This is a genomic window from Metallibacterium sp. (genome assembly GCF_054637675.1).
Window position 1 is genome coordinate 59,851 of record NZ_JBTSRB010000006.1, and the last position, 22,476, is coordinate 82,326.

The 22,476-nt window shown below is 66.3% G+C and carries 29 protein-coding genes and 1 tRNA gene; 10 read left to right on the plus strand and 20 right to left on the minus strand.

The features are described 5' to 3' along the window. Nucleotides 1–14: 14 nt before the first annotated feature. A complete protein-coding gene (gene can / locus ACYDAT_RS03610) occupies nt 15–680 on the plus strand; it encodes a carbonate dehydratase (RefSeq protein WP_461438213.1) in 666 nt (221 codons plus the stop codon). Nucleotides 681–783: 103 nt separating this feature from the next. On the opposite strand, the gene hutG is transcribed toward can, so the two are convergent. From hutG to ACYDAT_RS03625, 3 genes are all read right to left on the minus strand, one after another. After that, nucleotides 784–1,569, minus strand: a complete 786-nt coding sequence (gene hutG, locus ACYDAT_RS03615) for an N-formylglutamate deformylase (protein WP_461438214.1) — start codon at nt 1,567–1,569, stop codon at nt 784–786. A 39-nt stretch (nt 1,570–1,608) separates the two neighbouring features. Beyond that, nucleotides 1,609–1,818, minus strand: a complete 210-nt coding sequence (locus ACYDAT_RS03620; RefSeq protein ID WP_297927060.1) for a YgaP family membrane protein — start codon at nt 1,816–1,818, stop codon at nt 1,609–1,611. 85 nt (nt 1,819–1,903) lie between these two features. After that, the gene (locus tag ACYDAT_RS03625) at nt 1,904–3,157 is read right to left on the minus strand and encodes an NAD(P)/FAD-dependent oxidoreductase (protein ID WP_461448489.1); all 1,254 of its coding nucleotides are present in this window, start codon (nt 3,155–3,157) and stop codon (nt 1,904–1,906) included. A 232-nt stretch (nt 3,158–3,389) separates the two neighbouring features. Between ACYDAT_RS03625 and ACYDAT_RS03630 the strand changes: the two genes are divergently transcribed. The 5 genes from ACYDAT_RS03630 (at nt 3,390) to ACYDAT_RS03650 (ending at nt 6,327) form a co-directional block, all read left to right on the plus strand. Continuing rightward, nucleotides 3,390–3,638 (plus strand): hypothetical protein, encoded by a 249-nt coding sequence (locus ACYDAT_RS03630; protein WP_461438216.1) that lies wholly within the window; start codon nt 3,390–3,392, stop codon nt 3,636–3,638. Nucleotides 3,639–3,791: 153 nt separating this feature from the next. Then, entirely contained in the window at nt 3,792–4,217 is a 426-nt protein-coding gene (locus ACYDAT_RS03635; RefSeq protein WP_461438217.1) for a BlaI/MecI/CopY family transcriptional regulator, read from the plus strand. Next, entirely contained in the window at nt 4,214–5,512 is a 1,299-nt protein-coding gene (locus ACYDAT_RS03640; RefSeq protein ID WP_461448490.1) for a TonB family protein, read from the plus strand. Before ACYDAT_RS03635 ends, ACYDAT_RS03640 begins: the two co-directional genes overlap by 4 nt. A 96-nt stretch (nt 5,513–5,608) precedes the next feature. After that, complete coding sequence (locus ACYDAT_RS03645) at nt 5,609–5,815, plus strand: hypothetical protein (RefSeq protein WP_461448491.1); 207 nt, start codon at nt 5,609–5,611, stop codon at nt 5,813–5,815. Between the two features lie 29 nt (nt 5,816–5,844). After that, nucleotides 5,845–6,327, plus strand: coding sequence for a C40 family peptidase (locus tag ACYDAT_RS03650; protein ID WP_461440786.1), 483 nt, complete (start codon nt 5,845–5,847; stop codon nt 6,325–6,327). A gap of 109 nt (nt 6,328–6,436) precedes the next feature. Here ACYDAT_RS03650 and ACYDAT_RS03655 read toward each other — a convergent pair whose 3' ends face one another. Next, on the minus strand, nt 6,437–6,931 hold the full coding sequence (locus tag ACYDAT_RS03655) for an FKBP-type peptidyl-prolyl cis-trans isomerase (protein WP_461438220.1): 495 nt from the start codon (nt 6,929–6,931) through the stop codon (nt 6,437–6,439). A 60-nt stretch (nt 6,932–6,991) separates the two neighbouring features. After that, nucleotides 6,992–7,702: a YbaY family lipoprotein gene (locus ACYDAT_RS03660; protein ID WP_461438221.1), complete on the minus strand. Its 711-nt coding sequence runs from the start codon at nt 7,700–7,702 to the stop codon at nt 6,992–6,994. Nucleotides 7,703–7,983: 281 nt separating this feature from the next. Here ACYDAT_RS03660 and trxC point away from each other — a divergent pair, with 281 nt between their 5' ends. Beyond that, a complete protein-coding gene (gene trxC, locus ACYDAT_RS03665; protein ID WP_461448492.1) occupies nt 7,984–8,430 on the plus strand; it encodes a thioredoxin TrxC in 447 nt (148 codons plus the stop codon). Between the two features lie 41 nt (nt 8,431–8,471). Here trxC and ACYDAT_RS03670 read toward each other — a convergent pair whose 3' ends face one another. Then, nucleotides 8,472–8,915, minus strand: coding sequence for a DUF4124 domain-containing protein (locus ACYDAT_RS03670; RefSeq protein WP_461438223.1), 444 nt, complete (start codon nt 8,913–8,915; stop codon nt 8,472–8,474). A gap of 181 nt (nt 8,916–9,096) precedes the next feature. Between ACYDAT_RS03670 and ACYDAT_RS03675 the strand changes: the two genes are divergently transcribed. From ACYDAT_RS03675 to rimI, 3 genes are read left to right on the plus strand one after another with little or no spacing between them, the layout of a single operon-like run. Further along, the gene (locus ACYDAT_RS03675) at nt 9,097–9,882 is read left to right on the plus strand and encodes a CDP-alcohol phosphatidyltransferase family protein (RefSeq protein ID WP_461438224.1); all 786 of its coding nucleotides are present in this window, start codon (nt 9,097–9,099) and stop codon (nt 9,880–9,882) included. After that, nucleotides 9,879–10,415, plus strand: a complete 537-nt coding sequence (locus tag ACYDAT_RS03680; RefSeq protein WP_461438225.1) for a hypothetical protein — start codon at nt 9,879–9,881, stop codon at nt 10,413–10,415. The genes ACYDAT_RS03675 and ACYDAT_RS03680 overlap by 4 nt, the downstream gene beginning before the upstream one ends. Beyond that, nucleotides 10,415–10,891 carry a ribosomal protein S18-alanine N-acetyltransferase gene (rimI, locus tag ACYDAT_RS03685; RefSeq protein WP_461438226.1) on the plus strand — a complete coding sequence of 159 codons (477 nt, stop codon included), beginning with the start codon at nt 10,415–10,417 and terminating at the stop codon, nt 10,889–10,891. Before ACYDAT_RS03680 ends, rimI begins: the two co-directional genes overlap by 1 nt. Nucleotides 10,892–11,152: 261 nt before the next feature. On the opposite strand, the gene ACYDAT_RS03690 is transcribed toward rimI, so the two are convergent. The 14 genes from ACYDAT_RS03690 to ruvB form a co-directional block, all read right to left on the minus strand. Beyond that, nucleotides 11,153–11,746, minus strand: coding sequence for a Slp family lipoprotein (locus ACYDAT_RS03690; RefSeq protein WP_461438227.1), 594 nt, complete (start codon nt 11,744–11,746; stop codon nt 11,153–11,155). Nucleotides 11,747–11,995: 249 nt separating this feature from the next. After that, nucleotides 11,996–13,075, minus strand: coding sequence for an ADP-glyceromanno-heptose 6-epimerase (gene rfaD / locus ACYDAT_RS03695; RefSeq protein ID WP_461448493.1), 1,080 nt, complete (start codon nt 13,073–13,075; stop codon nt 11,996–11,998). 5 nt (nt 13,076–13,080) lie between these two features. Next, entirely contained in the window at nt 13,081–14,037 is a 957-nt protein-coding gene (gene rfaE1 / locus ACYDAT_RS03700; RefSeq protein WP_461448494.1) for a D-glycero-beta-D-manno-heptose-7-phosphate kinase, read from the minus strand. Between the two features lie 96 nt (nt 14,038–14,133). Further along, nucleotides 14,134–14,209: transfer RNA gene (locus ACYDAT_RS03705), tRNA-Lys, on the minus strand. Between the two features lie 181 nt (nt 14,210–14,390). After that, the gene (gene queC, locus ACYDAT_RS03710; RefSeq protein WP_461438230.1) at nt 14,391–15,071 is read right to left on the minus strand and encodes a 7-cyano-7-deazaguanine synthase QueC; all 681 of its coding nucleotides are present in this window, start codon (nt 15,069–15,071) and stop codon (nt 14,391–14,393) included. Nucleotides 15,072–15,200: 129 nt separating this feature from the next. Beyond that, complete coding sequence (gene queE, locus ACYDAT_RS03715; RefSeq protein ID WP_461438231.1) at nt 15,201–15,872, minus strand: 7-carboxy-7-deazaguanine synthase QueE; 672 nt, start codon at nt 15,870–15,872, stop codon at nt 15,201–15,203. After that, nucleotides 15,873–16,733, minus strand: a complete 861-nt coding sequence (gene ybgF / locus ACYDAT_RS03720; protein WP_461448495.1) for a tol-pal system protein YbgF — start codon at nt 16,731–16,733, stop codon at nt 15,873–15,875. After that, nucleotides 16,730–17,254: a peptidoglycan-associated lipoprotein Pal gene (pal, locus tag ACYDAT_RS03725; protein ID WP_461438233.1), complete on the minus strand. Its 525-nt coding sequence runs from the start codon at nt 17,252–17,254 to the stop codon at nt 16,730–16,732. Before pal ends, ybgF begins: the two co-directional genes overlap by 4 nt. A 297-nt stretch (nt 17,255–17,551) precedes the next feature. Further along, entirely contained in the window at nt 17,552–18,892 is a 1,341-nt protein-coding gene (tolB, locus tag ACYDAT_RS03730; RefSeq protein ID WP_461438234.1) for a Tol-Pal system beta propeller repeat protein TolB, read from the minus strand. Continuing rightward, nucleotides 18,889–19,833 (minus strand): cell envelope integrity TolA family protein, encoded by a 945-nt coding sequence (locus ACYDAT_RS03735; RefSeq protein ID WP_461438235.1) that lies wholly within the window; start codon nt 19,831–19,833, stop codon nt 18,889–18,891. Before ACYDAT_RS03735 ends, tolB begins: the two co-directional genes overlap by 4 nt. Further along, nucleotides 19,820–20,269, minus strand: a complete 450-nt coding sequence (gene tolR, locus ACYDAT_RS03740) for a protein TolR (RefSeq protein ID WP_461438236.1) — start codon at nt 20,267–20,269, stop codon at nt 19,820–19,822. Before tolR ends, ACYDAT_RS03735 begins: the two co-directional genes overlap by 14 nt. Nucleotides 20,270–20,277: 8 nt before the next feature. After that, the gene (gene tolQ, locus ACYDAT_RS03745; RefSeq protein WP_297921398.1) at nt 20,278–20,964 is read right to left on the minus strand and encodes a protein TolQ; all 687 of its coding nucleotides are present in this window, start codon (nt 20,962–20,964) and stop codon (nt 20,278–20,280) included. Next, nucleotides 20,961–21,383: a tol-pal system-associated acyl-CoA thioesterase gene (ybgC, locus tag ACYDAT_RS03750; protein WP_461438237.1), complete on the minus strand. Its 423-nt coding sequence runs from the start codon at nt 21,381–21,383 to the stop codon at nt 20,961–20,963. Before ybgC ends, tolQ begins: the two co-directional genes overlap by 4 nt. Next, a complete protein-coding gene (ruvB, locus tag ACYDAT_RS03755; RefSeq protein WP_461438238.1) occupies nt 21,380–22,420 on the minus strand; it encodes a Holliday junction branch migration DNA helicase RuvB in 1,041 nt (346 codons plus the stop codon). Before ruvB ends, ybgC begins: the two co-directional genes overlap by 4 nt. Nucleotides 22,421–22,476: the final 56 nt, after the last annotated feature.

Consider the following 22,476-nt stretch of genomic DNA (forward strand, 5'->3'; position numbering starts at 1 on the left):
GTTATCCTGCGCGCATGCCGAAAATCGCCGAACTGCTGGCCAACAATCGCCGCTGGGCGCAAACCCAGCGCGATCGTGAACCCGATTTTTTCAAGCGCCTGTCACGCCAGCAGGCGCCGCAATACCTGTGGATCGGCTGCGCCGACAGCCGCGTGCCGGCCAACGAAATCATCGGCCTGCCACCAGGCGAGGTGTTCGTGCATCGCAACGTCGCCAACGTGGTGGCGCACGGCGATCTGAACTGCCTCAGCACCATCCAGTTCGCAGTCGATGTGCTCAAGGTCAAGCACATCCTCGTGGTCGGACACTATGGCTGCGGCGGCGTGCAGGCGGTGCTGGATCAAAGCCGTCTGGGCCTTGTGGACAACTGGCTGCGCCACGTCGGCGACGTGCTGATCAAACACCGCGCCATGCTCGATGAAGTCGACATGGACAGCCTGCGCCACGCGCGCCTGTGCGAGTTGAACGTGATCGAGCAAGCCGCCAACGTGTGCCTGACCACGGTAGTGCAGGACGCGTGGGCGCGCGGCCAGGAAATCGCCGTGCACGCCTGGATTTACAGCCTGTTCGACGGCCAGATCCGCCCGCTGGGCATGCGCGTGGAGCAGCCGCAAGCGCTGCTTGATGCGCAGGCTGGCGCGCTGGCGCGCCTGACCCGGCCGCTGGATTTCGCGCGCTGAATCGGGCCGGGCCTGCTGGCTGCCAGCTTCGCTGCATGGACGTGCGTTCTCACCGCGTTCCGCATTTCGTGCTTGATCGCCTTGGTGTCATGCCGCACTTGATTCAGCCGACCGCCGTCAGCCCCGCCTGCAGCAACACGCGCAGCAAGCTTTGCAGGCGCGTGGCGCGCGCGCCGTCCCAGGCGAAGCTGTCCTCATCCATGTAGGTGCGCTGCGCCAGCTCCAGTTGCAGCGCGTGCACGCCCTGCTGCGGTTGGCCGTAATGGCGCGTGATGTAGCCGCCCTTGAAACGCCCGTTGATGATGTAGCTGTAGTCGTGCTGCGCGGCCAGCGCGTGCGCGATGGCCAACTGCACCGACGCGTCGCAGCTGAAACCGTCGGCGCTGCCCAGATTCAGATCCGGCAGCTCGCCATCGAACAGGCGCGGCACGCGCCCGCGGATCGAGTGGCCTTCCCACAGCAGCACGCGCGGAAACTGCGCGCGCAGCCGCGCCAGCTCCTCGCGCAGCGCGTCGTGATACGGCTGCCAGTAGCGCGCGCGGCGCTGCGCGGTGACAAACACATCGGGCGCACCGCCCGCCTGATGGATCGCCTCGCCGGCGAAAGTTTCGGTCGGGCAAAGTCCGGTCTCGGTGCGGCCCGGATACAACGCAGCACCATCGGGCGGGCGATTCAGATCGACCACGTAGCGCGACCAGCGCGGCACCAGCACACTGGCGCCCAGCTCCACCGCGAAGCCGTACAGATGCGACATGTGCCAGTCGGTATCCGGCACGCGCAGCGCCGCAGGCGTCAGCGTCGCGGCGATCGCGGACGGCAGTTCGATGCCGTTGTGCGGCAGGCTGACCAGCAGCGGCGCGGTGCCGCGATGCAGGCTGAAATCGCTCATGGCCATGACTCCGAAAAAGCCGGCGCGATTCCAGCCCGATCAGGACTTGGCACGCGTCTTCATCGGGCAGGTGTTGAGGCCGAACAGCGTGTACGCCGGGCAAAATCCGAACAGGCCGGTGCCCAGCGGCAGCAGGCCGATCAAGCCCCACCAGCGCTCATTGCCCGGCAGAATGAAAATCAAGGCCAGCAACGCGATGCCGATGGCGATACGGATGATGCGATCCAGACTGCCTACGTTGAGTTTCATGGCGGTTCTCCAGTGAGTGCGACGCCATCCTAGTCCGATCGACGCGCACGCGACGCCGCCGCAATGCCACAGCGCGAGCGCGGTCTTACAAGCCGAAGCGTGCCGGCGCGTAAAGCCCGGCATCAAGGGTGGGCGCGTGCCCATCCAGCAGTTGCGTGATCAACTCCGCGGTAGCCGCGGCCATGCTCACACCGAGCATGCCGTGGCCGGTGGCCAGCCACAGGTTGCGCCAGCGCGTGCTCGGGCCGATCAACGGCACCTCGTCGCGGCTCATCGGTCGCCAGCCCCACCATTGCTCGCGCGCCGGCGCCTGCGGCGGATGGCGCAGATATTCACTCGCAGCGCGCTGCAACGCGGCCAGGCGCACCGGGTTGAGACCCTCGGACCAGCCGGAAAACTCCATCGTGCTGCCCAGACGAAACCCGTCCTCCCAGGCGGTGACGCACACGCTGCGCTCCTTCAGCACCAGCGGCGCGCGCGGCGCATCGGGCTGTGCGTCCCAGGTCATCGAATAGCCTTTGCCCGGCTGCACCGGAATGCGCAGGCCCAGATGCCGCGCCAGCAGCGGCGACCACGCGCCCAGCGCCAGCAGCACCTGCGTGGCACTGAAGCTGCCGCGCGTGGTGCGCACCGCGGCGATGCGCGCGTCGCCTGTATCAAAGCCTTCGATGCGCGCGCCGGATTCGATCACGCCGCCCAGGGCTTGCACGCGGGCCGACAGGCCCGCGATCAGCCGCTCCGGGCGCAGCATGGCATCGCCCGTGTGCTCGATGGCGCCAGCCACGCCGGGGCGCAGCGCCGGCTCGCGCACCTCAACCTCGGCGCCAGACAACACGCGCGCGTCAATCTGCAGGCGCTGCAGCATCTCCACATAGTCCTGCTCGGCGGCCAACGCGCGCGCGTCGCGGAACACCAGCAACAGACCTTGCTCGCTCCAGCCGGCGTCGATGCCTTCGCGCTCAAGCATCTGCGGCAGCAGATCACGGGCACGCTGCAGCAGCGCGGCGCGCGCCTGCGCGGCGCGCCAGAACGCGGTCGGACGCGCCTGCTGCGCGAAACCGAACAACCAGCGCCAGCGCGCCAGATCCAGCCCTGGACTGATGCGCAAGGGCGCATCCGCATGCAGCAGTGAGCGCAGCGCACGCAGCACCGCGCCCGGCGCGGTCAGCGGTGGCGCGTGGCTGGGAGTGATGGTGCCGCAGTTGCCGTGCGAGGCGCCGGCGCCTGGCGCGGTCTGCTCGATCACGGTGACGCGCGCGCCTGCGCGCAGCAACTGCAGCGCGCAAGCCAGACCGATCACGCCCGCACCCAGAATCAGTACATCGTTTTGGCCACTCATGCGCGCATTGTAAGCGGGTGTCGTGTGTACCTTTCGCATGGTGGCGCGCCGTGTGTCCAGGGGACGGCAAGCTGCCGCGCAAGGTCCCATGCGCGTCGCAATGTGACGCGCAGCACATGCATGATCACAAACCGTGACTTGCAGAGTCATTCGTAAATCATTGTTTCTGCAATGTGTAAATGTATGGCACGGAGCCTGCTTCAGATTGGCCATGACTCCCGAGAGTACTGCCATGGCCGCCACTTCCGAACTGCTTTTGACTTTGCGCAATCCCGACAGTGGCTGGCTGGCCACGCTGATCGTCGCCCTGGCCGAGGCGCAGGCCGATCCCACCTTCACCTGCCTCCATCAGTCCCTGCTCGCAAACTTGTGCAATGGCCAGCCGGTCTCGCTGGTGCTGCGCGCCGCCGCGCTGCAGCGCTCGCTGGATTTCGAACGCCGCCTCGAAAACGAGCACGGTGATCTGGCCGCGACCGGCTGAAGCAATAGCGCGCTGCGCCGACCGCGCAGCCGCTCCAGCGCCCGCGCCGCAATAGCGCCAGGGTGCAATGACGCGCCTGTTTTCGCGGCAGCACTTGACAGCCACAAACTACAGGCGTAGTCATATAGACTACATCCGTAGCCGAATCTCGCCATGTCGATCACGCCCGCCGAAAGTCGCGTCATGGAAGCGCTGTGGACACTCGGTCCGAGCAGCGCCGAGCAGGTCGTGGCGCATCTCGCCGATTCCAGCAGTTGGAGCCCGACCACGATCAAGACCCTGCTGGCGCGCCTGCGCGAGAAGGGCGTGGTGCGGATCGACCGCGACGGCCGGCGCTACATTTACACCGCGCTGAAGCAGCGCGAGGAGTGGATCAGCGAGGAGGCCGGGGGGCTGCTGCAGCGCCTGTTCGCTGGCCGCCTACCGCCGCTGCTGGCACACTTCAGCCGCGTCCAGGCACTGAGCCGCAAGGACATCGCCGAGATCCGCGCGCTGCTCGACCAGCTCGAGTCGGCGCCGGCGTCCTCTGCGCCGATCACACGGCGCACCGACAAGAAGAACAAGCGGAGTCAACCATGATTCCGCCCGATGCTGTTGCCGTGTCCGCCCTGGCCGCGTTCGCACTGAATGCCCTGGCCGCATTCAGCCTGGCGTTGCTGGTGGTATTGCTGCTGCGTCATCCGCTGCGCCGCTTGGCCGGCATGCGCATCGCGTATGGGCTATGGCTGTTGCCGCCCGTGGCGGTGCTGGCCACGCTGTGGACGTCGCTGCGTCCCGCATCGACTGCACTGCCGTACCACCTGGACGCCGGCATGCTGGTGCTGGCGCACGCCACGCCGGCGCACGGCGCTACCACAATGCCGCCCGCTGCGCTGCTGCTGTTGATGGTCTGGATCGCAGGGAGCGCCTGCGCGCTGCTGGTGCTCACAGGGCGCTACCGGGCGTTGCGCCGTGGCTTGCACGCACTGCCCGTGGCGATGCTCGAATCGGTGCGCCGCCAGCATGCGCTGCCGCGCACGCAGCGCCTCGCCATGCACCCTGCGGGACCGGCCCTACTGTGGGCGCCGCGTCCGCTGTTGCTGCTACCGCCCGACTTCACGCAGCGCTACAGCACGGCGCAGCAGGCACACATCCTGCGCCACGAGCTGTGCCATCGCACGCAAGGCGATGCCTGGTGGAACCTGCTCGCCGCGCTGCTGGGCGCGCTGTTCTGGATGCACCCGCTGCTGCCGTGGGCGCGGCGCTGTTTTCAGATCGATCAGGAGCTGGCTTGCGATGCGCTGCTGCTGCGGCGCCATCGCGCCGCGCCGCGCGCCTATGCCGACACCCTGCTGCTCGCCGCGACCGGAGCCGTCCTGCCGCTGGCCAGTGGCGTGGCCCACCCGCGTCAACTCAAGGAGCGTATCGCCATGCTTGCGCAAACCCCTCGTTCCCTGCCGCGCCGCGCAGTCGGTGCCGCCTTGATTTTGGTCCTGCTTAGCGGCGCGGTGCTGGCCGCACCCAGCCCTGTGCCGGTTGCCACACACACCGTGGCTGGCATGAATCCACCTACGCAAGACATCAGCTTCAACAACACGTTGCCGCCGCGCTATCCCATCGATGCAGTCAAAAAGCACGAGCAGGGCACGGTCTTTCTGGCTGTCCTGGTCGGCACAAAGGGCGCTCCGCTATCCATCAAGCAAGTGCAGAAGCCTGGCCCGCAGCCAGCACAGGACCTGGTCAATGCATCACTGCAGGCAGCTACCAAATGGCACTTCAAACCTGCAACCCGGGGTGGCAAGCCGGTTGCGAGTTGGATTGAAGTGCCCATCACATTTGAGATCCCCCCGGAGAAAACACCTGCAAGCAAAGCCGCGCACAAGCCCCCGGCATGAGTCTGGCTGCGCTGACGGCACGGCGCGAGCGACGCGCGCAGGTCGCTGGTCTATTGGCGGGGTGTGCTGCTCGCTGCCTGCGCCAGCGCGCCACCCGTGCCCGCGCCTGCGCCACTCGCAGGCACCGGCAGCTACACGCCGGTGCATGGGGCGAACACGCGCCGCTACGTGCTCAGCGCCGGGCAGAGCTTCTCCGGCGCAACGCTGGCGCGGTTCGAGAACCCGGTGTACCCACCGGCGCTGCTGCCGCTGAAGCTGGCGCCGCTGACCCTGGTGGTGCAAGTTGCCGCGCCGCTGCGCTAACCTCGCCGCGACGCAAGCGAGGTCCTCCGATGCATCGATGGTTGCGACTGATCCTGCTGGCGCTCGCGCTGCTGTTGCTGGCCGCCTGCGCCAGCGCGCCGCCGCGCCCGCTGCCGAACAGCAGCGCGGCGATGGCCGCCAACAACGTGCTGTTTCGCGCCATCAGTCTGGTCGGCACGCCGTACCGCTGGGGCGGCAACACGCCCGCCAGCGGTTTCGATTGCAGCGGCCTGGTCGACTACGTGTACCGCACCGAGGCGAGATTGGATCTGCCGCGCACCACGCGCGAGATGAGCCGTCTACCCGACCGGCGCCTTGATCTGGCGCAACTTGCGCCCGGCGATCTGGTATTTTTCCAGACCGAGGGCAACGGCGTCAGCCATGTCGGCATCTACGTCGGCAAGGGTCGCTTCGTGCATGCGCCGGACACCGGCGGCACCGTGCGCCTGGATGCGCTGGACAACCTCTACTGGAGCCGGCATTTCCTCTACGGCAAGCGCGTGCTGCGCTAAGACCCCCTCGGACATGCGCCCGCACCTCCACGCGCTTCGCCCCCGTTTCCCACTCCCGGTTATCGGCTCCCCGCTCCCGATTCACGCAGCACGTGCACCCCCCCCAGACTCATCCATGGCTATGCGCACCGCCGCCGGCGCCATGCGCATGGCGGTGCGCGACTTCTTCGGCGCTGGCTTCGCGCACGGCGAGAATCTCCACCTCGAAATCCAGCGTCTTGCCAGCCATCGGCGGGTTGCGATCGACATCGACCGTGGTCATGCCCACCTTGGTCACGGTGACCCACTCCTGACCGCCGTCCTTCAGCGCCAACGGCACCATCATGCCGGGGCGCAACTGGCCTGCATGCGCGAAGTACTTCTTTGGCACGCGCACGAGCATGCCGTCCTGACGCGCACCGTAAGCCTGCTCGGGCGGCACGGTGATGTTGAAGCGCTCACCGGCATCACGGCCGAGCAGCGCCTGCTCAAGGCCTGGGATGATGTTCTGGTGGCCGATCAGCACGTGCAGAGGCTCATTGCGCTCGAACGAGCTTTCGATGGGCTGGCCGCCCTCGCTGACGCGGTAGTGCAGGCTGACGACGTGATCCTTGGCGATCGGCATGGCTTTCGAGCCCGGGCAAAACGCGAAGTCTAGCCGGGGGCGGTCACAAACGGCGCTCTCTCAGGGAAAACCGCGCGCGCAGCCACGATAGCTGGCGGCAGGGGTTTCCAGCACTGCGCGCCACGCCAGCGCTTTCTTGCTGCCGCGCAACTGGCAGGCGCCCGGACTGATGGTCAAGCTGATGAATCCGTCGGCCGTGGTGTAAACCACCACACCCGAGTTCAGGCGCAGACGCTCGACCTTGGCATGGCTTTGCCGCAGCGGGTCGTCGTGGCCGATCGAGGTGTGCATGCTGCGCGCGGCGCCCAAACCGTAAATGCGCGCCGACCACTGCGGCTCGCGGCCTTCAGCGATGACGTAGGCAGGTCCGCGTTGCGTCGGCGCAAGCACCGGCGCGGCGGCCATGGGTGCAGGCCGCGCTGCCGGCACAGCCGCCGCGCGCACCAGCCACAGCGTCACCGACTCGTCGGCCACGGCGTGATCCACCGTCGCGGGCGCGGCCTGCACCCACAGCGCGCGATCCTGCGCATCGGTGATGCGCGCGCTCAGCGCATAGGCATATCCGGGCTGCAACAGCGTGCGTGGCACGCTGAACGCGAATGGCACCGGTGAATGCGTCGCTGGCAAGCCGCTCACCTGCGCCAGCATGCGCGTGCCGCCAGCGCTCGTTTGCAGCAGGCTGACGCTGAGCGTGGAGCCCTGCGGTAGCGCCGTGCGCTCGCGATACATAGCGCTGCCGTGGAAAAGAATCATTCCGGGCGACTGGGACATCGGCGCCACGGGTCGCTGTCGCACTGGCGCGCAGGCCGCCAGCGTGGCCAGCGCTACCGCTACGACCAAGCCTTTCCACCCGACCGTGCCGCCATCTCGCATGCGTTGCCCCTGCTGCATGCGCATCACAATAATGCTCAGCGCCGGAATTGGATAGTCCAAGATAGGGGGCCACGCGCCGCACGGCTTGTATCGTGGCCCGGAGTCGCCATCTTGGCGAGATCAATCGCGGCCACGCCATGCGCCGTTACACGCGAGCCGACCTGATCACGGAGCCCATCATGTCCAGCGAAAGCCTCGAAATCGCCTGCCCGCACTGCCTAGCCACCAACCGCGTGCCGGCTTCACGCCTGACCCAGCAACCGCAATGCGGGCGCTGTGGCAAAGCGCTGTTCGACGCGCATCCGGTGGCGCTGACCGACGCCAACTTCAGTGCCCTGGTCGGACGCACGCAACTGCCGGTGGTGGTGGATTGCTGGGCGGCGTGGTGCGGGCCATGCCGCAATTTCGCGCCGGTGTTCGAGCAGGCTGCAGCGCAGTTCGAGCCGCAGGCGCGCTTCGCCAAGCTCGATACCGAGGCCAATCAGGCCACCGCGGCCATGCTCGGCATCCGCAGCATTCCGACACTGATCGTGTTTCGCGGCGGGCGCGAGCTGACGCGCATGTCCGGCGCCATGTCGCTGCCGCAGTTCGGTATATGGCTGCGCCAGCAGGGCGTGCCGACCTGAGGCATCGCGCGCGCTGTCGGACACGGCAGCCAATTGGGCAATTACTGTGTTTTCGGTGGCGCGCAGAACTGCTGGATTTGCGCCTGCGTTTGCGCTTTCTGCTGCGCGCGGGCCTGCGCGTCCAGCGCCACCGGCCTGCCATTCGCGCCGGCCACGTTGAGCGCCTCGGGGCTGTCCAGCAGGATCATGTTCTGCTGCAACTGCTTGCACAGCTCGACACGATTGGCGGGGGTGTTGGCCACCGGCGCCTGCGCGCCGGGTGCTTTGCCCGAGTTCGCGGCATTGGCATTGGTACTGGTCACCGTCGACGGCGTGCCCATCACGCTGCTGCCGGTGTCGCTGGCCATGTGCATCAACTGGTACTTGACCCCGGGCGGGGGTGGCGTCTGCGAGAAGTGCACCGTGCCCTTGGCGTCGACCCACTTGTAAACCTGGGCCGAAGCCAGCGGCGCGAGCAACAGCAACGCAAGGGCAAGAAGAAACATGCGACGCATCGGGAGGCCTCCCCTGAGGTAGTCGTCGGCACTTTAGCAGAGCCCCGGAGCACTGCTCGCGGATGCCACCGCGAAGCCACCGCAGCGTGACGCCGGTCGCGCACGCGCGCACCCTGTACAAGCCCGCCCATGCCAGCCCGGAACCGCGCCGCGCTTGGTTTACACTGCCGCCATGAATGACGCTCCTCCAACCCCACGGCGTCCGCGCCGGGGCATCTACCTGCTGCCCAACCTGTTCACCACCGGGGCTCTGTTTTCCGGGTTCTACGCGATCATCGCGGCGATGGGCGGGCACTTTGGCGACGCCGTGTTGGCGGTGTTCGTGGCCGCGGTGCTGGACGGACTGGATGGGCGCGTGGCGCGACTGACCAATACCCAGAGCGAGTTCGGCGTGCAGTACGACTCACTCTCCGATCTGGTCAGCTTCGGCCTGGCGCCCAGCCTGATCCTGTATTCGTGGTCGCTGTCCAAGTTGAGCGCCTATGGCCCGGTGTGGGGGCGCATCGGCTGGGCCGCGGCATTCATGTACGCGGCCTGCGCGGCGCTGCGCCTGGCGCGTTTCAACACCCAGGTTGGCATGGCCGACAAGCGCTATTTTCAAGGACTGGCCAGCCCGGCCGCGGCCGCCTTCACCATGATTTATCTGTGGGCCGCGCAAAGCCTTGGCTGGAACGGCGGGGCGCTGGTCTTCGTCACACCGTTCGTGGCCGCCGCCGCCGCGCTGCTGATGGTCAGCCGCTTCCGTTACTTCAGCTTCAAGGCCTGGCCGGAGGGCGATCGCGTGCCCTTCATCTTCCTGTTCGTGGTGGTGTTGGTGCTGGTGGCGCTGGCCATCGATCCGCCGCGCGTGGCCTTCGGCGTGATTCTGTTGTACGTGCTGTCCGGCCCGGTGCTGACGCTGCTGGGCCTGGCCGCGCGGCAGCGCCAACGCCGCCGCGGACGCGCGGGCACGCCATGAGTGCGCTGGCGTTGCCGCACTCCGAGCGTGTGCGCCTGCTGCGTGCGCTGGGCGTGCAGCCGCTGGCGTTGCGCCGTGTTGCGCAGGCTGCGCAGCGCGCGCCGACACCTGCAACGCCGATCGTGCTGCAAGCGCAGCAGCCAGCAGCCATCCTGTCCGCGCCGAGGCCTGGTGTCGCTACACCGGCTGACGGGCTGGCGCTGATCGTGCTGCTGCCCACAGGCGCCGCCACCGATCCGCGTCAGCAAGCACTGCTGCGCGCCGCGCTGTTGTGTCTGCCCGCCGCATTGCAGCGCGCGCCCTGCGTTGAATTCAGCACGCTGGATGAAGCACTGCCCGCGGCGGCGGCCTATCTGGTGCTGGGCAGCGACGCGCGCACTGCGCTGGGGCGCCTGTTGCCGCTCGATCATCAAGCCAGCGCCTTGATCGAGCACGCCGATGCACCCGCAGAAATGCTGGCGCAGCCCGCACGCAAGCGCACGCTGTGGCGCGCACTGAAAGCCCTGCGCGGGCGCCACGCACGGTCCGCGTGATGGCCGCGCTACCGCAATCGATACCCGCCGCGCTGCGGCCCATGCAAGTGGATGATCTGGCGCAAATCGCCGAGATCGAAACTGCTTCCTACGAGTTTCCGTGGACGCGCGGCATCTTTCGTGACTGCCTCAGCGCCGGTTACAACGCCTGGGTGCTGGCCAGCGGCGCGCGCATCATCGGCTACGGCATTCTCTCGGTCGGCATGCAGGAAGCGCACCTGCTGAATCTGTGCATCGCGCCATCCGAACAAGGACTGGGCCACGGCCAGCGCCTGCTCAAGCGCATGCTCGATCTGGCGCGCTGGCATGAAGCGCAACGCGTGTTCTTGGAGGTGCGGCCCAGCAACCAGCACGCGGTCGCGCTGTATGAGCACGCCGGCTTCAACGAGATCGGTCGTCGCCCCGGCTACTACCCGGCGCACAGAGGGCGCGAGGACGCCATCGTCATGGCGCTGGAGATGCTGCCGCCCGAGTGAAACGACGCTCCTCGGCCCATGACTCCGCGGGATGCTCCTGATTCGCCCCGACAGAACCTTTGCCACCATCCGGCTTTATGTGTTCTTGATCGGCGGCGCACGAGCGCTCGATGTTCGACTTTGGATGTCCTCATCTGTCAATGAGTTTCCGCCTGCTGGAAACAACCCCGATGACAAGAACGGGGCGACCCATGATGCACCGCGCGCGGGCTGGCCGCGCACGGTACTCGATGATCAGGTAGGCCGATTGGGGCGCCACTACTAGTCGTCGTCGTCGCCACCGTCGTAGTCGCCGTAGAAGCCGCCACCGTAGAAACCGCCGCCGTAGAAGCCATCGCCCCACCAGGGGCCGTATCCGAGCCCCCAGAATGGGCTGTAGAAAGAACTGTTGTAGCCGTAGTAACCGCGATAAGCGAGGCGGACCGGCCACAGGTGTATCACGTCAGCCGCTACGCGCGGGTAAGGGTAGTCGTACTGGCCAACCCTCCTGACCACCGTGCCCTGCAGGGTACCGGTCACGGTCAGCTCGCGGCCCTTGGCATAGACCTCGGGGTCGTAGAAGCCGGGGTGGCAGGCGACGAAGCGGCCGATCGAGTCGGCGCCGATGCGCGGCCGGGCATCGCTGCTGTTCAGCGGCTTGCCGAGCACGTAGATGCAGGTTTCGCCGCGGCCGGGATCGGTCTTGATGATCTTGCCGCCCCAGCGCACCTGCGTGCCTGACGCCCCGCCTGCACTGGCCTGCTGCGGCGTGATCGCCGCATAGTGGCCGGACAGTTCACTGGGCACTGTCGCGCAGGACGCCAAGCCGAGCACGGCAAGCGCGACAACCAGCGGTTTCAGCACTTGGTAACTCATGGCACACCTCCTTGGATGTTGGATGCACCGTTCAGTCGTGTTGATTGGACCACAGCGGACGCTCGAAATTTCGCGCTGGCGCGGTTCCGGTTACGCAAGGTTTCGGGTCGGAATGTTGCCCGGTCGTAACGCAATGCGAGACAGACCGCGCCGCGTTGAACCCTACGCCGGTCTGAACCCAGAGACGGTTGACGATGTGGATACGGTTGCGTAACACGAGCAGCCAGTCGCCTGAATTCAGGCGCAAGGTCAGTTACCTCGAGATCTTTCCCCTTGCTCGGACAACGAAGCGCGCGCCACGATGCTTTCCGCCTCCCGACTTGCGCCTCTCCCCCGGCCGCCCTCGGCCAACTGCCGCACGTAGGCCGCCACGCCCTGCTCGACCGGAGCAAAGGTGTGCGTGCAGCCGGCCGCGCGCAAGGCACCCAGGTCGGCCTGGGTGTGGCACTGGTACTTGCCCACGAGGGCATCAGGAAAATCGACGTATTCGATCAAGCCGCCCTGCACCAGCGCCGCCAGCGGCAGGGCCGGCTCGCCGCCCAGTGCGCGCAGGCTGTTGACCGTGCTCACGGCGATGTCATTGAAGGGTTGCGCGCGCCCGCTGCCGAGGTTGAACACGCCGCTGACTGCGCCGTGCTCGAAGGCCCACAGGTTGACCGCAACCACATCGTTCACCCACACGAAATCGCGTTCCTGCCTGCCCGCGTCGTAACCGTTGTAGGCGCCAAACAGCTTCACCTTGCTCTCGTTGCGGAACTGGTTGAAGTGATGGAAGGCTACCGAGGCCATGCGTCCCTTGTGCTGCTCGCGCGCTCCGTACACATTGAAATAGCGGAAGCCGATCACCTGACTGCGCGTCTGCGGCAGCGCGCGTCGCACGACCTGATCGAACAGCAGCTTGGAGTAGCCATACACATTCAGCGGACGCTCGCAGGCGGGCTGTTCGCGAAAACCCTGCGCACCATCGCCATAAGTCGCCGCGGAGCTGGCATAGAGCAGGCGCGTACCGCGCTCGCGGCAGGCATCCAGCAGCACGCGGCTGTCACGATAATTGTTATCCAGCATGGTGCGACCATCGTGCTGCATGGTGTCCGAGCACGCCCCCTGGTGGAACACCGTCTCGACCTTGCCATAGTGGCCGCGCGCGAAGCTCGTGTAGAACTCGCGCTTGTCGATGTAATCGGCGATACGCAAATCGACTAGATTGCGAAACTTGTCGCCCTGCTCCAGATCATCCACTGCGATGATTTCGTCGATGCCGCGCGCATTGAGCGCATGCACCAGATTGCTGCCGATGAAACCGGCCGCGCCGGTGACGATGATGCGCATGGCGCTTACTCCTCGGGCCACAGTTCGGCGGCGCTGACGCTGGCGGTGCCCTGCTTGCCGACCACGATGCCGGCGGCGCGGTTGGCGGCGCGCACGGCGTCCTCCAGACTGGCGCCAGCGCCCAGCATCGCGGCCAGCGTGGCGATCACGGTGTCGCCCGCCCCGGACACATCGAACACCTCGCGCGCAGCGGCCGCCACGTGCAAACGGCCCGCAGCGCTGAACAGGGTCATGCCTTCCTCGGCGCGCGTGACCAGCACGGCCTGCAAGTTCAAGTCCTCGCGCAGGCGCTGCGCGCGCGCGTCCAGCTCGGCCTCGCCGTGCCAGTCGCCAGCCACTTCGGTGAACTCGGCGCGGTTGGGCGTGATCAGCGTGGCGCCGACGTAGCGCGAGTAGTCGCGGCCCTTGGGATCGACCAGCACGATGCGCCCGGCCACGCGCGCGGCCTGCACCATCTCGCCCACGTGTGTCAGGCCACCCTTGCCGTAGTCGGAAAACAGCACCACGTCGTGCGCCGGCAGCTCGGCGGCGTAGCGCGCGCCCTGCACCGCCAGCAGCTCGTGATCGGGCGCGGTCTCGAAGTCCATGCGCAGCAGTTGCTGCTGGCGCGCGATCACGCGCAGCTTGAGCGTGGTACGCAGGCTGGCATCCTCGTGCAGCGCGCTGCGAATCGGCGACTCGGCCAGCAGTTGCTGCAGGCGCCGGCCGGGCTCGTCGCTGCCGACCACCGACAGCAGCGTGGCCTGCGCGCCGAGGCTGGTGACGTTCAGCGCCGCGTTGGCCGCGCCGCCGAGGCGATCCTGCTCGCGCTGCACGCGCGCTACCGGCACCGGTGCCTCGGGCGAGATGCGCTCGACCGCGCCGAACCAGTAGCGATCCAGCATCACATCGCCAACGACCAGTATGCGTGCCGCGCCCGCGCGGCGGCGCCAGTCCTGCTGCATCGAAAGTCTCTGCGACACCGGCCGCACCGGCGGACGCGGCATTGTAGCGGCATCGGCCGCGCTGCTTCGCAGGCCGCCGGCGTGCTCCGCTGCGGCTCCGATGCATTGCTTCAATGGTGGGCCGTGCTGGATTCGAACCAGCGACCAGCGGATTAAAAGTCCGATGCTCTACCAACTGAGCTAACGGCCCACGGGAACAAGCAAAAGAGGTTTCGTGCCTGCTGGACTCTGCACGACGCAGCGACAGCGCGCATCAGGCACTGCCTCGCCTGCGCTGATCCTGCCGATGCCGGGCCAGGACCAGACTTGGCGCCCCTGCAGCCCATGCCGCCAACCGCAGGTGCGACAAGTTTAGCAGCGCGGCGCGCTCATCAAACAGCGTAGCGCGTGGGATCGGCAACGCCAGCTGCATGAAATCCCTCGGCGCGCAGGCGGCAGGCGTCGCAGCGCCCACAGGCACGGCCATCGGCATCGGCCTGGTAGCACGACACCGTGGCCGCGAAGTCCACGCCCAGACGCAAACCTTCGCGCACGATATCGGCCTTGCCCATGGCCATGAGTGGCGCGTGCACGCGCAGTTCCCGGCCTTCGACGGCGGCCTTGGTAGCTACGCGCGCCAGACGCTCGAACGCGGCGATGAAGGCCGGACGGCAATCGGGATAGCCCGAGTAGTCCACCGCGTTGACGCCACAAAAAAGATCCGCGGCGCCCAGCACTTCGGCCCAGCCCAATGCGATGGACAGCATGATGGTGTTGCGCGCCGGCACGTAAGTGATCGGAATGCCCTCGCCGCCAGACTCGGGCACGTCGATCTCGGCGGTCAGCGCCGAACCGCCGATGCTGCGTAAGTCCACCGCCACTGTCTTGTGCGCGATTGCACCCAGCGCAACCGCGTTGTGCGCGGCAGCGATCAACTCGGCGCTGTGGCGCTGACCATAGGCCACGCTTAGCGTGTAACAGGCAAAGCCGCGCTCGCGCGTCAGCGCCAGGGTGACTGCTGAATCCATGCCACCGGAGACAAGTACGACGGCGCGGGGAGGTGTGTGGGTCATGACGATGTGAGACGTGAACATTAACCCGATGAGCAAGGAGTTCGGGAACGCGGTGAGGGTTCGGAACCAACGCAGGCCGAGGCAGTACGTATCCGGCCCTACGGCCGCCCTTCCGGCCGGAGAGGGTACTCAGCGCCCGGGTTGCTCACCCCACAGCAGCTTGTGCAGTTGCAGTTGGAATCGCACATCGAGCTTGTCGTGCAGAATCCACTGCGCCAGATCCGCGGGCGCCAGTTCACCATAAACCGGCGAGAACAGCACCATGCAGCGCGTGTTGAGCCCATGCTCGCGCAGCACCGCGCAGGCCCAGTCATAGTCGCCGCGATCAGCCAGCACGAACTTGACCTGATCCTGCGCGCGCAGGAGCGCGAGATTTTCCCAGCGATTGCGCGCCGACTCGTCGGAGCCGGGCGCCTTCAAGTCCAGTACCTTGCGCACGCGCGCATCGACGCCACCGACATCCAGAGCGCCGGAGGTTTCCAGCGACACCGCGTAACCGGCATCGCAGAGCCGCTGCAGCAGCACGAGGCAGCGCCGCTGCGCCAACGGCTCGCCGCCGGTTACGCACACATGGCGCGCACCGTGCTGCGCCACCTGCACAAGAATGTCATCGATGCCGTGCCACTGCCCGCCCTCGAAGGCGTAGGCGGTATCACACCAGCGGCAACGCAATGGGCAGCCGGTAAGGCGCACGAACACCGTGGGCCAACCCACGGCATCGGCCTCACCTTGCAAAGACAGGAAAATCTCGCTGATGCGCAGACGCGACTCCGCGTCCACACCGGGCGCCACAGCGGCCACTCAGCCGCCGCTGGACTGCTGCGGAATCACGCGCAGGCGATCGGCCGCCAGATGCGCCTCTTCGGTGCCCGGATAAGTGGCGATCAACTGGTTGAAAGTGGAACTGGCGTTGGCGTATTGCTTCAGCTCGAACTGGCAGTAGCCAAGCTTGAGCAGGGCCGCGCGCGACTTGTCACTCTGCGGGTACTGCGTCAGCAGGCGATGAAAAGTGTCGAGCGCCACCTGATAGTTGCCGGTGACGTAATACGACTCGCCCAGCCAATACGCCGCATTCGGCGCGAGGCTGGCATGCGGATACCGCTGCAGGAACGCACGGAAGCGCCGCGAAGCTTCGGCATAATCGCCATTGCGCAAAAACGCGAAGGCGTTGTCGTACGCGGTCTGCTGTGCCGCAGCCTGCTCGGCGGGCGTAACAGATGCTGGCACAGTGGCCGGCGGTTTTGCCGTGGCAGCGGTCGGTTGGGCGGAGGCAGGCGCGCCGACGGATACTGCACCGTTTACCCCCGCTGCAGGCGCTGCAGCATCCGATGCGGCCGCGGCAACCGGCGCCGCGTTCTGCTCAAGCTTGCGCAAACGCGCATCGAGCACGAGGTATTGGTCTTTCTGCGGTTGTTCGAGCTGCTGGATGCGATGCTGCAAAAGCTCGATCTGGCCCTGCTGCGCGCGGGATTCCTGCTCGAGCGTATCGATGCGGTTGAGCAGACTCAGCGTGCCCTGTTGCGCGCTTTGCAACTGCATCTGCACTTGCTGCACCTGCTCGGCAAGGCTGGGGCTGCTTTGCGCCCGCGCCAAGCCGGGCACGAGGATGGCGGCGGACAAGGCCGCCGCCATCAGCACCGCCATGGACTGGCGTGTACTCATTCCGTCTTGGTGTAGACGATGTCGACGCGACGATCCTTGGCCCAGCAGGCTCGGGTCATCTCGTTGCACACTGGACGCTCTTTGCCGTAGCTGACCACGGTGAACTGGTCGGCATTGGCGCCGAGGGCTTCCATCGCCTGCTCGACCGAGTTGGCACGACGCTCGCCCAGGCCGAGGTTGTACTCACGACTGCCGCGCGGATCGGTATTGCCTTGCAGGGTCACGCGCGCGCCGGGGTTGTCCACCAGATACTTGGCATGGCAAGCAACGATGTCGTCGTATTCGGGTTTGATGTTGGCGCGATTGAAGTTGAAGTAAATCGAGCGCTTGAGCAGGCAGGCATTGGTTTCAAGATCCGCCGGGGTGAACTTGCCATTGCTGACCGGCTGGGTCACCGGAGCGGGGGCTGGCGCTTGCGGCGCGGGCGTGGGGGCTTGCGGCTTGACTTCCTGCTTGCTGGCGCAGGCAGCCAGACCCACGCACAGCAGCGCTGCGAGTGAGATGCGGGCGAAGGTATTCATGGGTGTGTCTCGCGGGGTAGTTGGAAAGAGTGGATCAAGGTGCTTCGGGACGTTCGTTTGCTATTGCTGTTTGCACTGCCCGGCATCCTGCCGCGGTTTGCGCGTGATAGAACGCGGTCCAGCCGCGTTGCCTGTGTCCGTGGCAGACATATCACGTTCGCCACGGCGGCACATCCTTGGTGCCATGGGACGGCTTTTCAAGCCGCTCTACTCGTTGTAAAAATCGTCCTTGCAGGAGTCACCGGGCTGCATCCGTGCATACCCGTGAAATCAATACCCGTTGTCAGCCGAGCCAGTTTATGGCTGGGTTGATGGCGGCACCCGGTACGGCCCCCATGAAGGAGACTGCACGGTGCCGTTGACCAGTGACAGACGCTGCCGCACGCTGCCGTTGTCGGCGACCTCGTACAACACGCCTTTGCCATTGTTGTCGGTTGCGGCATACAACAGCATGCTGCCATTGGGTGCAAAACTGGGCGACTCGTCCATGGGTCCGGGCGAAATGAAACGGACCTGATTATCCAGCTTGCGGTCCATGATCGCAATACGATAAATGTTGCCATTGCCTTGCATCATCGCCAACTGGCTGCCGTCGTAGTTGATCGCGACGTTGGAGTTGTATTCGCCCTGAAAGGTAAGCCGGGTGGCGCCGCCACCCACAACGGATTCCTGATAAAGCTGCGGCTTGCCCGAGCGATCCGATGTGAAAACCAGCGATTGGCCATCCGGCATCCAGCGCGGTTCCGCATTGATCGACAGATTGTGCGTGACCTGGGTCAACTGGCCAGTAGCCAGATCCTCGACATAAATCTCCGGGGAGCCGCCAAACGAGAGCATCATCGCCAGCTTCTTGCCATCCGGTGAAAACGCCGGTGCGCCGTTGATGCCCTTGCGCCCGGAAATCAGACGCCGTTGCCCGGTGGCGAGATTCTGCAGGTAAATGGCCGAGTCGCCGCTCTCGAACGACACATAGGCCAGTTCCTTGCCATTGGGCGACCACGCCGGTGACAGCAGCGGCTGGCGCGAACGCACCACGATCTGCGGGTTGTAGCCGTCGGAGTCGGCCACGATCAGCGACCACAGCATGTTCTTGCCGCTGCCGGTGGTGGTGACATAGGCGATGCGCGTGTAGAAGGCGCCGGGCTGGCCGATGATCTTCTGGTAGATCTGGTCGGCGATCTGGTGCGCCACGCCGCGCAGCTCCTCGGGCAGCGCGGTATAGGCGCCGGTCAGCATCTGCTTTTGCGTGTTGACGTTCCACAGTTCAAAAGTGACCTTGACCTGGCCACCGCCGGCATCGCGCTCGCGGCCGATGACCAGGTAATCCTGCTTGAGCAGTTTCCAGGTCGGGAACTTGATCTCGCTGCCGTGCGCTGGGTGCTCGACGATATCGGCGCCGGTGAGCGTGCGGAACTTGCCGCAGCGGACCATGTCGTCGCGGATCACCGCGGCCACGTCGGTGGCCGGCGGTTGCGCGGCGCTCTCGAAAGCGAACGGCACCACCGTGATCGGGATCGCCGAGGGCACGCCGTTGATGATATCCAGGGTCAGGCCCTGGGCCAGCGCGCGCGACGCCGGCAGACCGCACAGGGCCAGCGCCAGCACGGCAAGGAGGAACTTGTAGCTGCGCAGTTTCATTGGTTCACCTTGAAGTTGAGCGTCAGTTCGGATGAGAACACGCTTTCAAAACCCTGATAGGGCAAGGGCGAGGCGCGCAACACCGCAGCCTCGACCGAATGCCGCGCCACCTCGTCGTAGGGACAGCCCGGCAGAATGGTGGCACTGATCACCTTGCCACCCGGAATCTGCATGATACGGATCGGGCAGATGACGTGTTTCTGAATATTGTCGGGCCGCAGCCAGTTTTGCTGGATGGCCTGCACCAGCGCGGCCTGATATTGCGCCAGCAGACTCTGCTGATTGCCGCCCATGCCGGTGACCGGCTTGGCCGCGCTGGCCAGGTTGGGCGCGGTGGCCGTGGGCAGGTTTTTCAGATCCTTGAGCTGCGCGTCCTTTTGCGCGGCCAGACGCGCGCGCCGGTCCAGCGCCACGCGTTGTTGACGCAGATTGTTCATCTCAGCCAGCAGCTTCTGCACTTTGTCCTGCCGCGCAGCGTCGACCTCGCTCATGTGCTGCTGTTGGCGCTCGACCTGCGCCCGCTTGGCCTGCTCGGCCTTCTGCTGCGCCAGATCGACCACGCGCTGTTGCTCGCGCACATCGGGCCGCTGCGGCGGCGGCGGCAGGGTGTGCACCGGCAGCTTGGGGCCTTGGGGATTGGGAATCCGCACCGCCGGCGGCGGCGGCGCTGGCGGCTGCTTGATCTTCGGCTGCCTGAGATGCAGCGGCGCTGGCGGCGGCGCGGCCGCCAATCCAACCAGCTCGGCCTCGATCACCGGCCCGGCCAGCACCGCTGGCCGCGCGCATTGCACTGGATTCATCCACGGCGGAACCCCCAGCCAGGCGAAACCGCTTTCCCACGTACCACAGGACAGCGTGGCCATCAGCAGAAACCCGATGATGACCAGGTGCAGCAGCGCCGAGAGGGCAACGGCGCGCGCATTGCCCTTAGCCGCGGCCATGGTGGGCATCGCCGGCATCGGGCTGACTGGCCAGCCCGACCTTGGGCACGCCGGCTTGTTGCAGCAGCACCATCGCCTGATAGACCACGTTGTAGCTGGCGCGCTTGTCACCGCTGATGAACACCGGGGCTTCCGGGTTGACGCGCATCACCGCGGCGACCTTGGCCTTGAGTTCATCGGCATCGACCGGCTCGCGCTTGCCGCCGCCCAGATCGAGAAAATAATGGCCATCCTCGGTGACCTCGACCACGACCGGGCGCTTGTCGGTGGTGATCGCCTTGGCCGCCGATTGCGGCAACTGGATGTTCACGCCCAGATTCAGCAGCGGCGCGGTCACCATGAAGATGATCAGCAGCACCAGCATCACGTCGATGTACGGCACGACGTTGATCTCGCTCTTGAGCTTGCGCTTGCGCACGCGCAGGGAAGACTGCATGGCGGGTCTCAGGCGTGTTCGTCAGCGGCCGGACCCTGGCGCTGAAGAATGGAAAAGAACTCGTCCTGGAAGGTGTCAAAACGCACCGTCAAGCGCTCGACGCGCGTGGCGTAGCGGTTGTACGCCCACACCGCGGGTATCGCCGCGAACAAACCCATGGCGGTGGCCACCAGCGCCTCGGAGATGCCCGGCGCGACCATGGCGATGGTCGCCTCCTTGATGCTGCCGAGACCCTGAAACGCGGCCATGATGCCCCACACCGTGCCAAACAAGCCGACATAAGGACTGATCGAGCCGACGTTGGCGAGAAACTCCAGATTGTGCTCCATGCGATCCACCTCGCGCATCAGCGCCACGCGCATGGCGCGCTGCGCGGCTTCGAGCAGATTGCGCGTGTCCATGCGCCGCTGGCGCTGGCGCGCGAACTCGCGGAAACCCGCTTCGAAGATGCCCTCCATGCCGTGCACGCCCTCGCCGCGCGCGCTGGCTTCGCGGTACAGCGCGGCCAGATCCGAGCCGGACCAGAAGCGCTCCTCGAAGGCGTTGGCTTCGCGCTGCGTGTCGTCGAGCATCGCCTTCTTGCGGATGATGATCACCCACGACATGAACGAGAACACCAGGAGAATCAGCAGCACGGCCTTGACCGGCCAGCTCGCGTGCAGCACCAGATCGAGAATATTCAGATCGCCATTCATGGTTGGATTGTGGGCTCGGTCAGCAGGTTGCGGGGAATGGGGACGGGGCGGAAATCGATGGCACTCACGCACGCCACGCGCACCGTCGCCTCGACCAGGGTCACGGCGTCGGCGACGCGCACCAGCGTCTGCGCAAACTCCAGCGCGGCGGCCTTGCGCGCCACCACGCGCAAGGTCGCGTCGATCTCGTCGTCCAGCACGGCGGGGCGGCGAAAACGCAGGTTCATGCCATAGACCACGAATACCACGCCCTGTTCCGCGCGTACACGGGTTTGTTCAAGACCTTGCGCGCGCAGCCATTCGGTGCGGGCACGCTCGAGGAAACGCACGTAGCTGGCGTGGTAGACCACCCCGCCAGCGTCGGTATCCTCCCAATAAACGCGTATCCGCCAACTGAACAGCGACGCCGGCGCGCTCATGCCTCATCCGCGCCGGTGAACAGCGAACCCACCGCCGGGCGCGGCGGAGCCAGGCCGAAATGCCGCCAAGCCTTGGCCGTGGCCATGCGCCCGCGCGCGGTGCGCATCAGGAATCCCTGTTGCAGCAGATACGGCTCGAGCACGTCCTCGATGGTGCCGCGATCCTCGCTGAGCGCCGCAGCCAGCGATTCTACGCCCACCGGGCCACCCTCGAAGGTGTCCAGGATCACGCGCAGCAGGCGCCGGTCACTGTCGTCGAAACCCTCGGCATCCACCTTGAGCATCAGCAGCGCGGCATCGGCCACGGCGCGGGTGATCTCGCCGTCGGCACGCACTTCGGCGTAGTCGCGCACGCGGCGCAACAGGCGATTGGCGATGCGTGGCGTGCCGCGCGCGCGGCGCGCGATCTCGGTGGCGCCATCGGCGGCGCAATGGATGCCGAGGATGCGCGCGGCGCGGCGCACGATCTGGGTCAATTCCTCGACGCTGTAGAACTCGAGTCGCTGCACGATGCCGAAGCGATCACGCAGCGGGCCGGTGAGCAAGCCGGCGCGCGTGGTCGCGCCAACCAGGGTGAACGGTGGCAGGTCAAGCTTGATCGAGCGCGCGGCCGGACCCTCGCCGATCATGATGTCGATCTGGAAATCCTCCAGCGCCGGGTACAGCACCTCCTCGACCACCGGCGAGAGGCGATGAATTTCGTCCACGAACAACACATCGCGCGGTTCGAGATTGGTCAGCAGCGCGGCCAAGTCGCCAGCGCGCTCCAGCACCGGCCCGGAGGTGCTGCGCAGGTTGACGCCCAACTCGTTGGCGATGATGTGACTGAGCGTGGTCTTGCCGAGGCCAGGGGGGCCGAAGATCAGCACGTGATCCAGCGCCTCGCCGCGCTTGCGCGCCGCTTCGATGTACAGCCCCAATTGCTCGCGTACCGGTACCTGACCCAGATATTCGGACAAACGCTGCGGCCGGATCGAGGCTTCGATCACGGCGTCCTCGTTGGTTTCGACGGGTGCCAACAGGCGCGAATCGGTCATGCCGGGATTATGGCAGGAGAGCCGGGACCGGGAACCGGGGAAATGCCAAGCCTTCA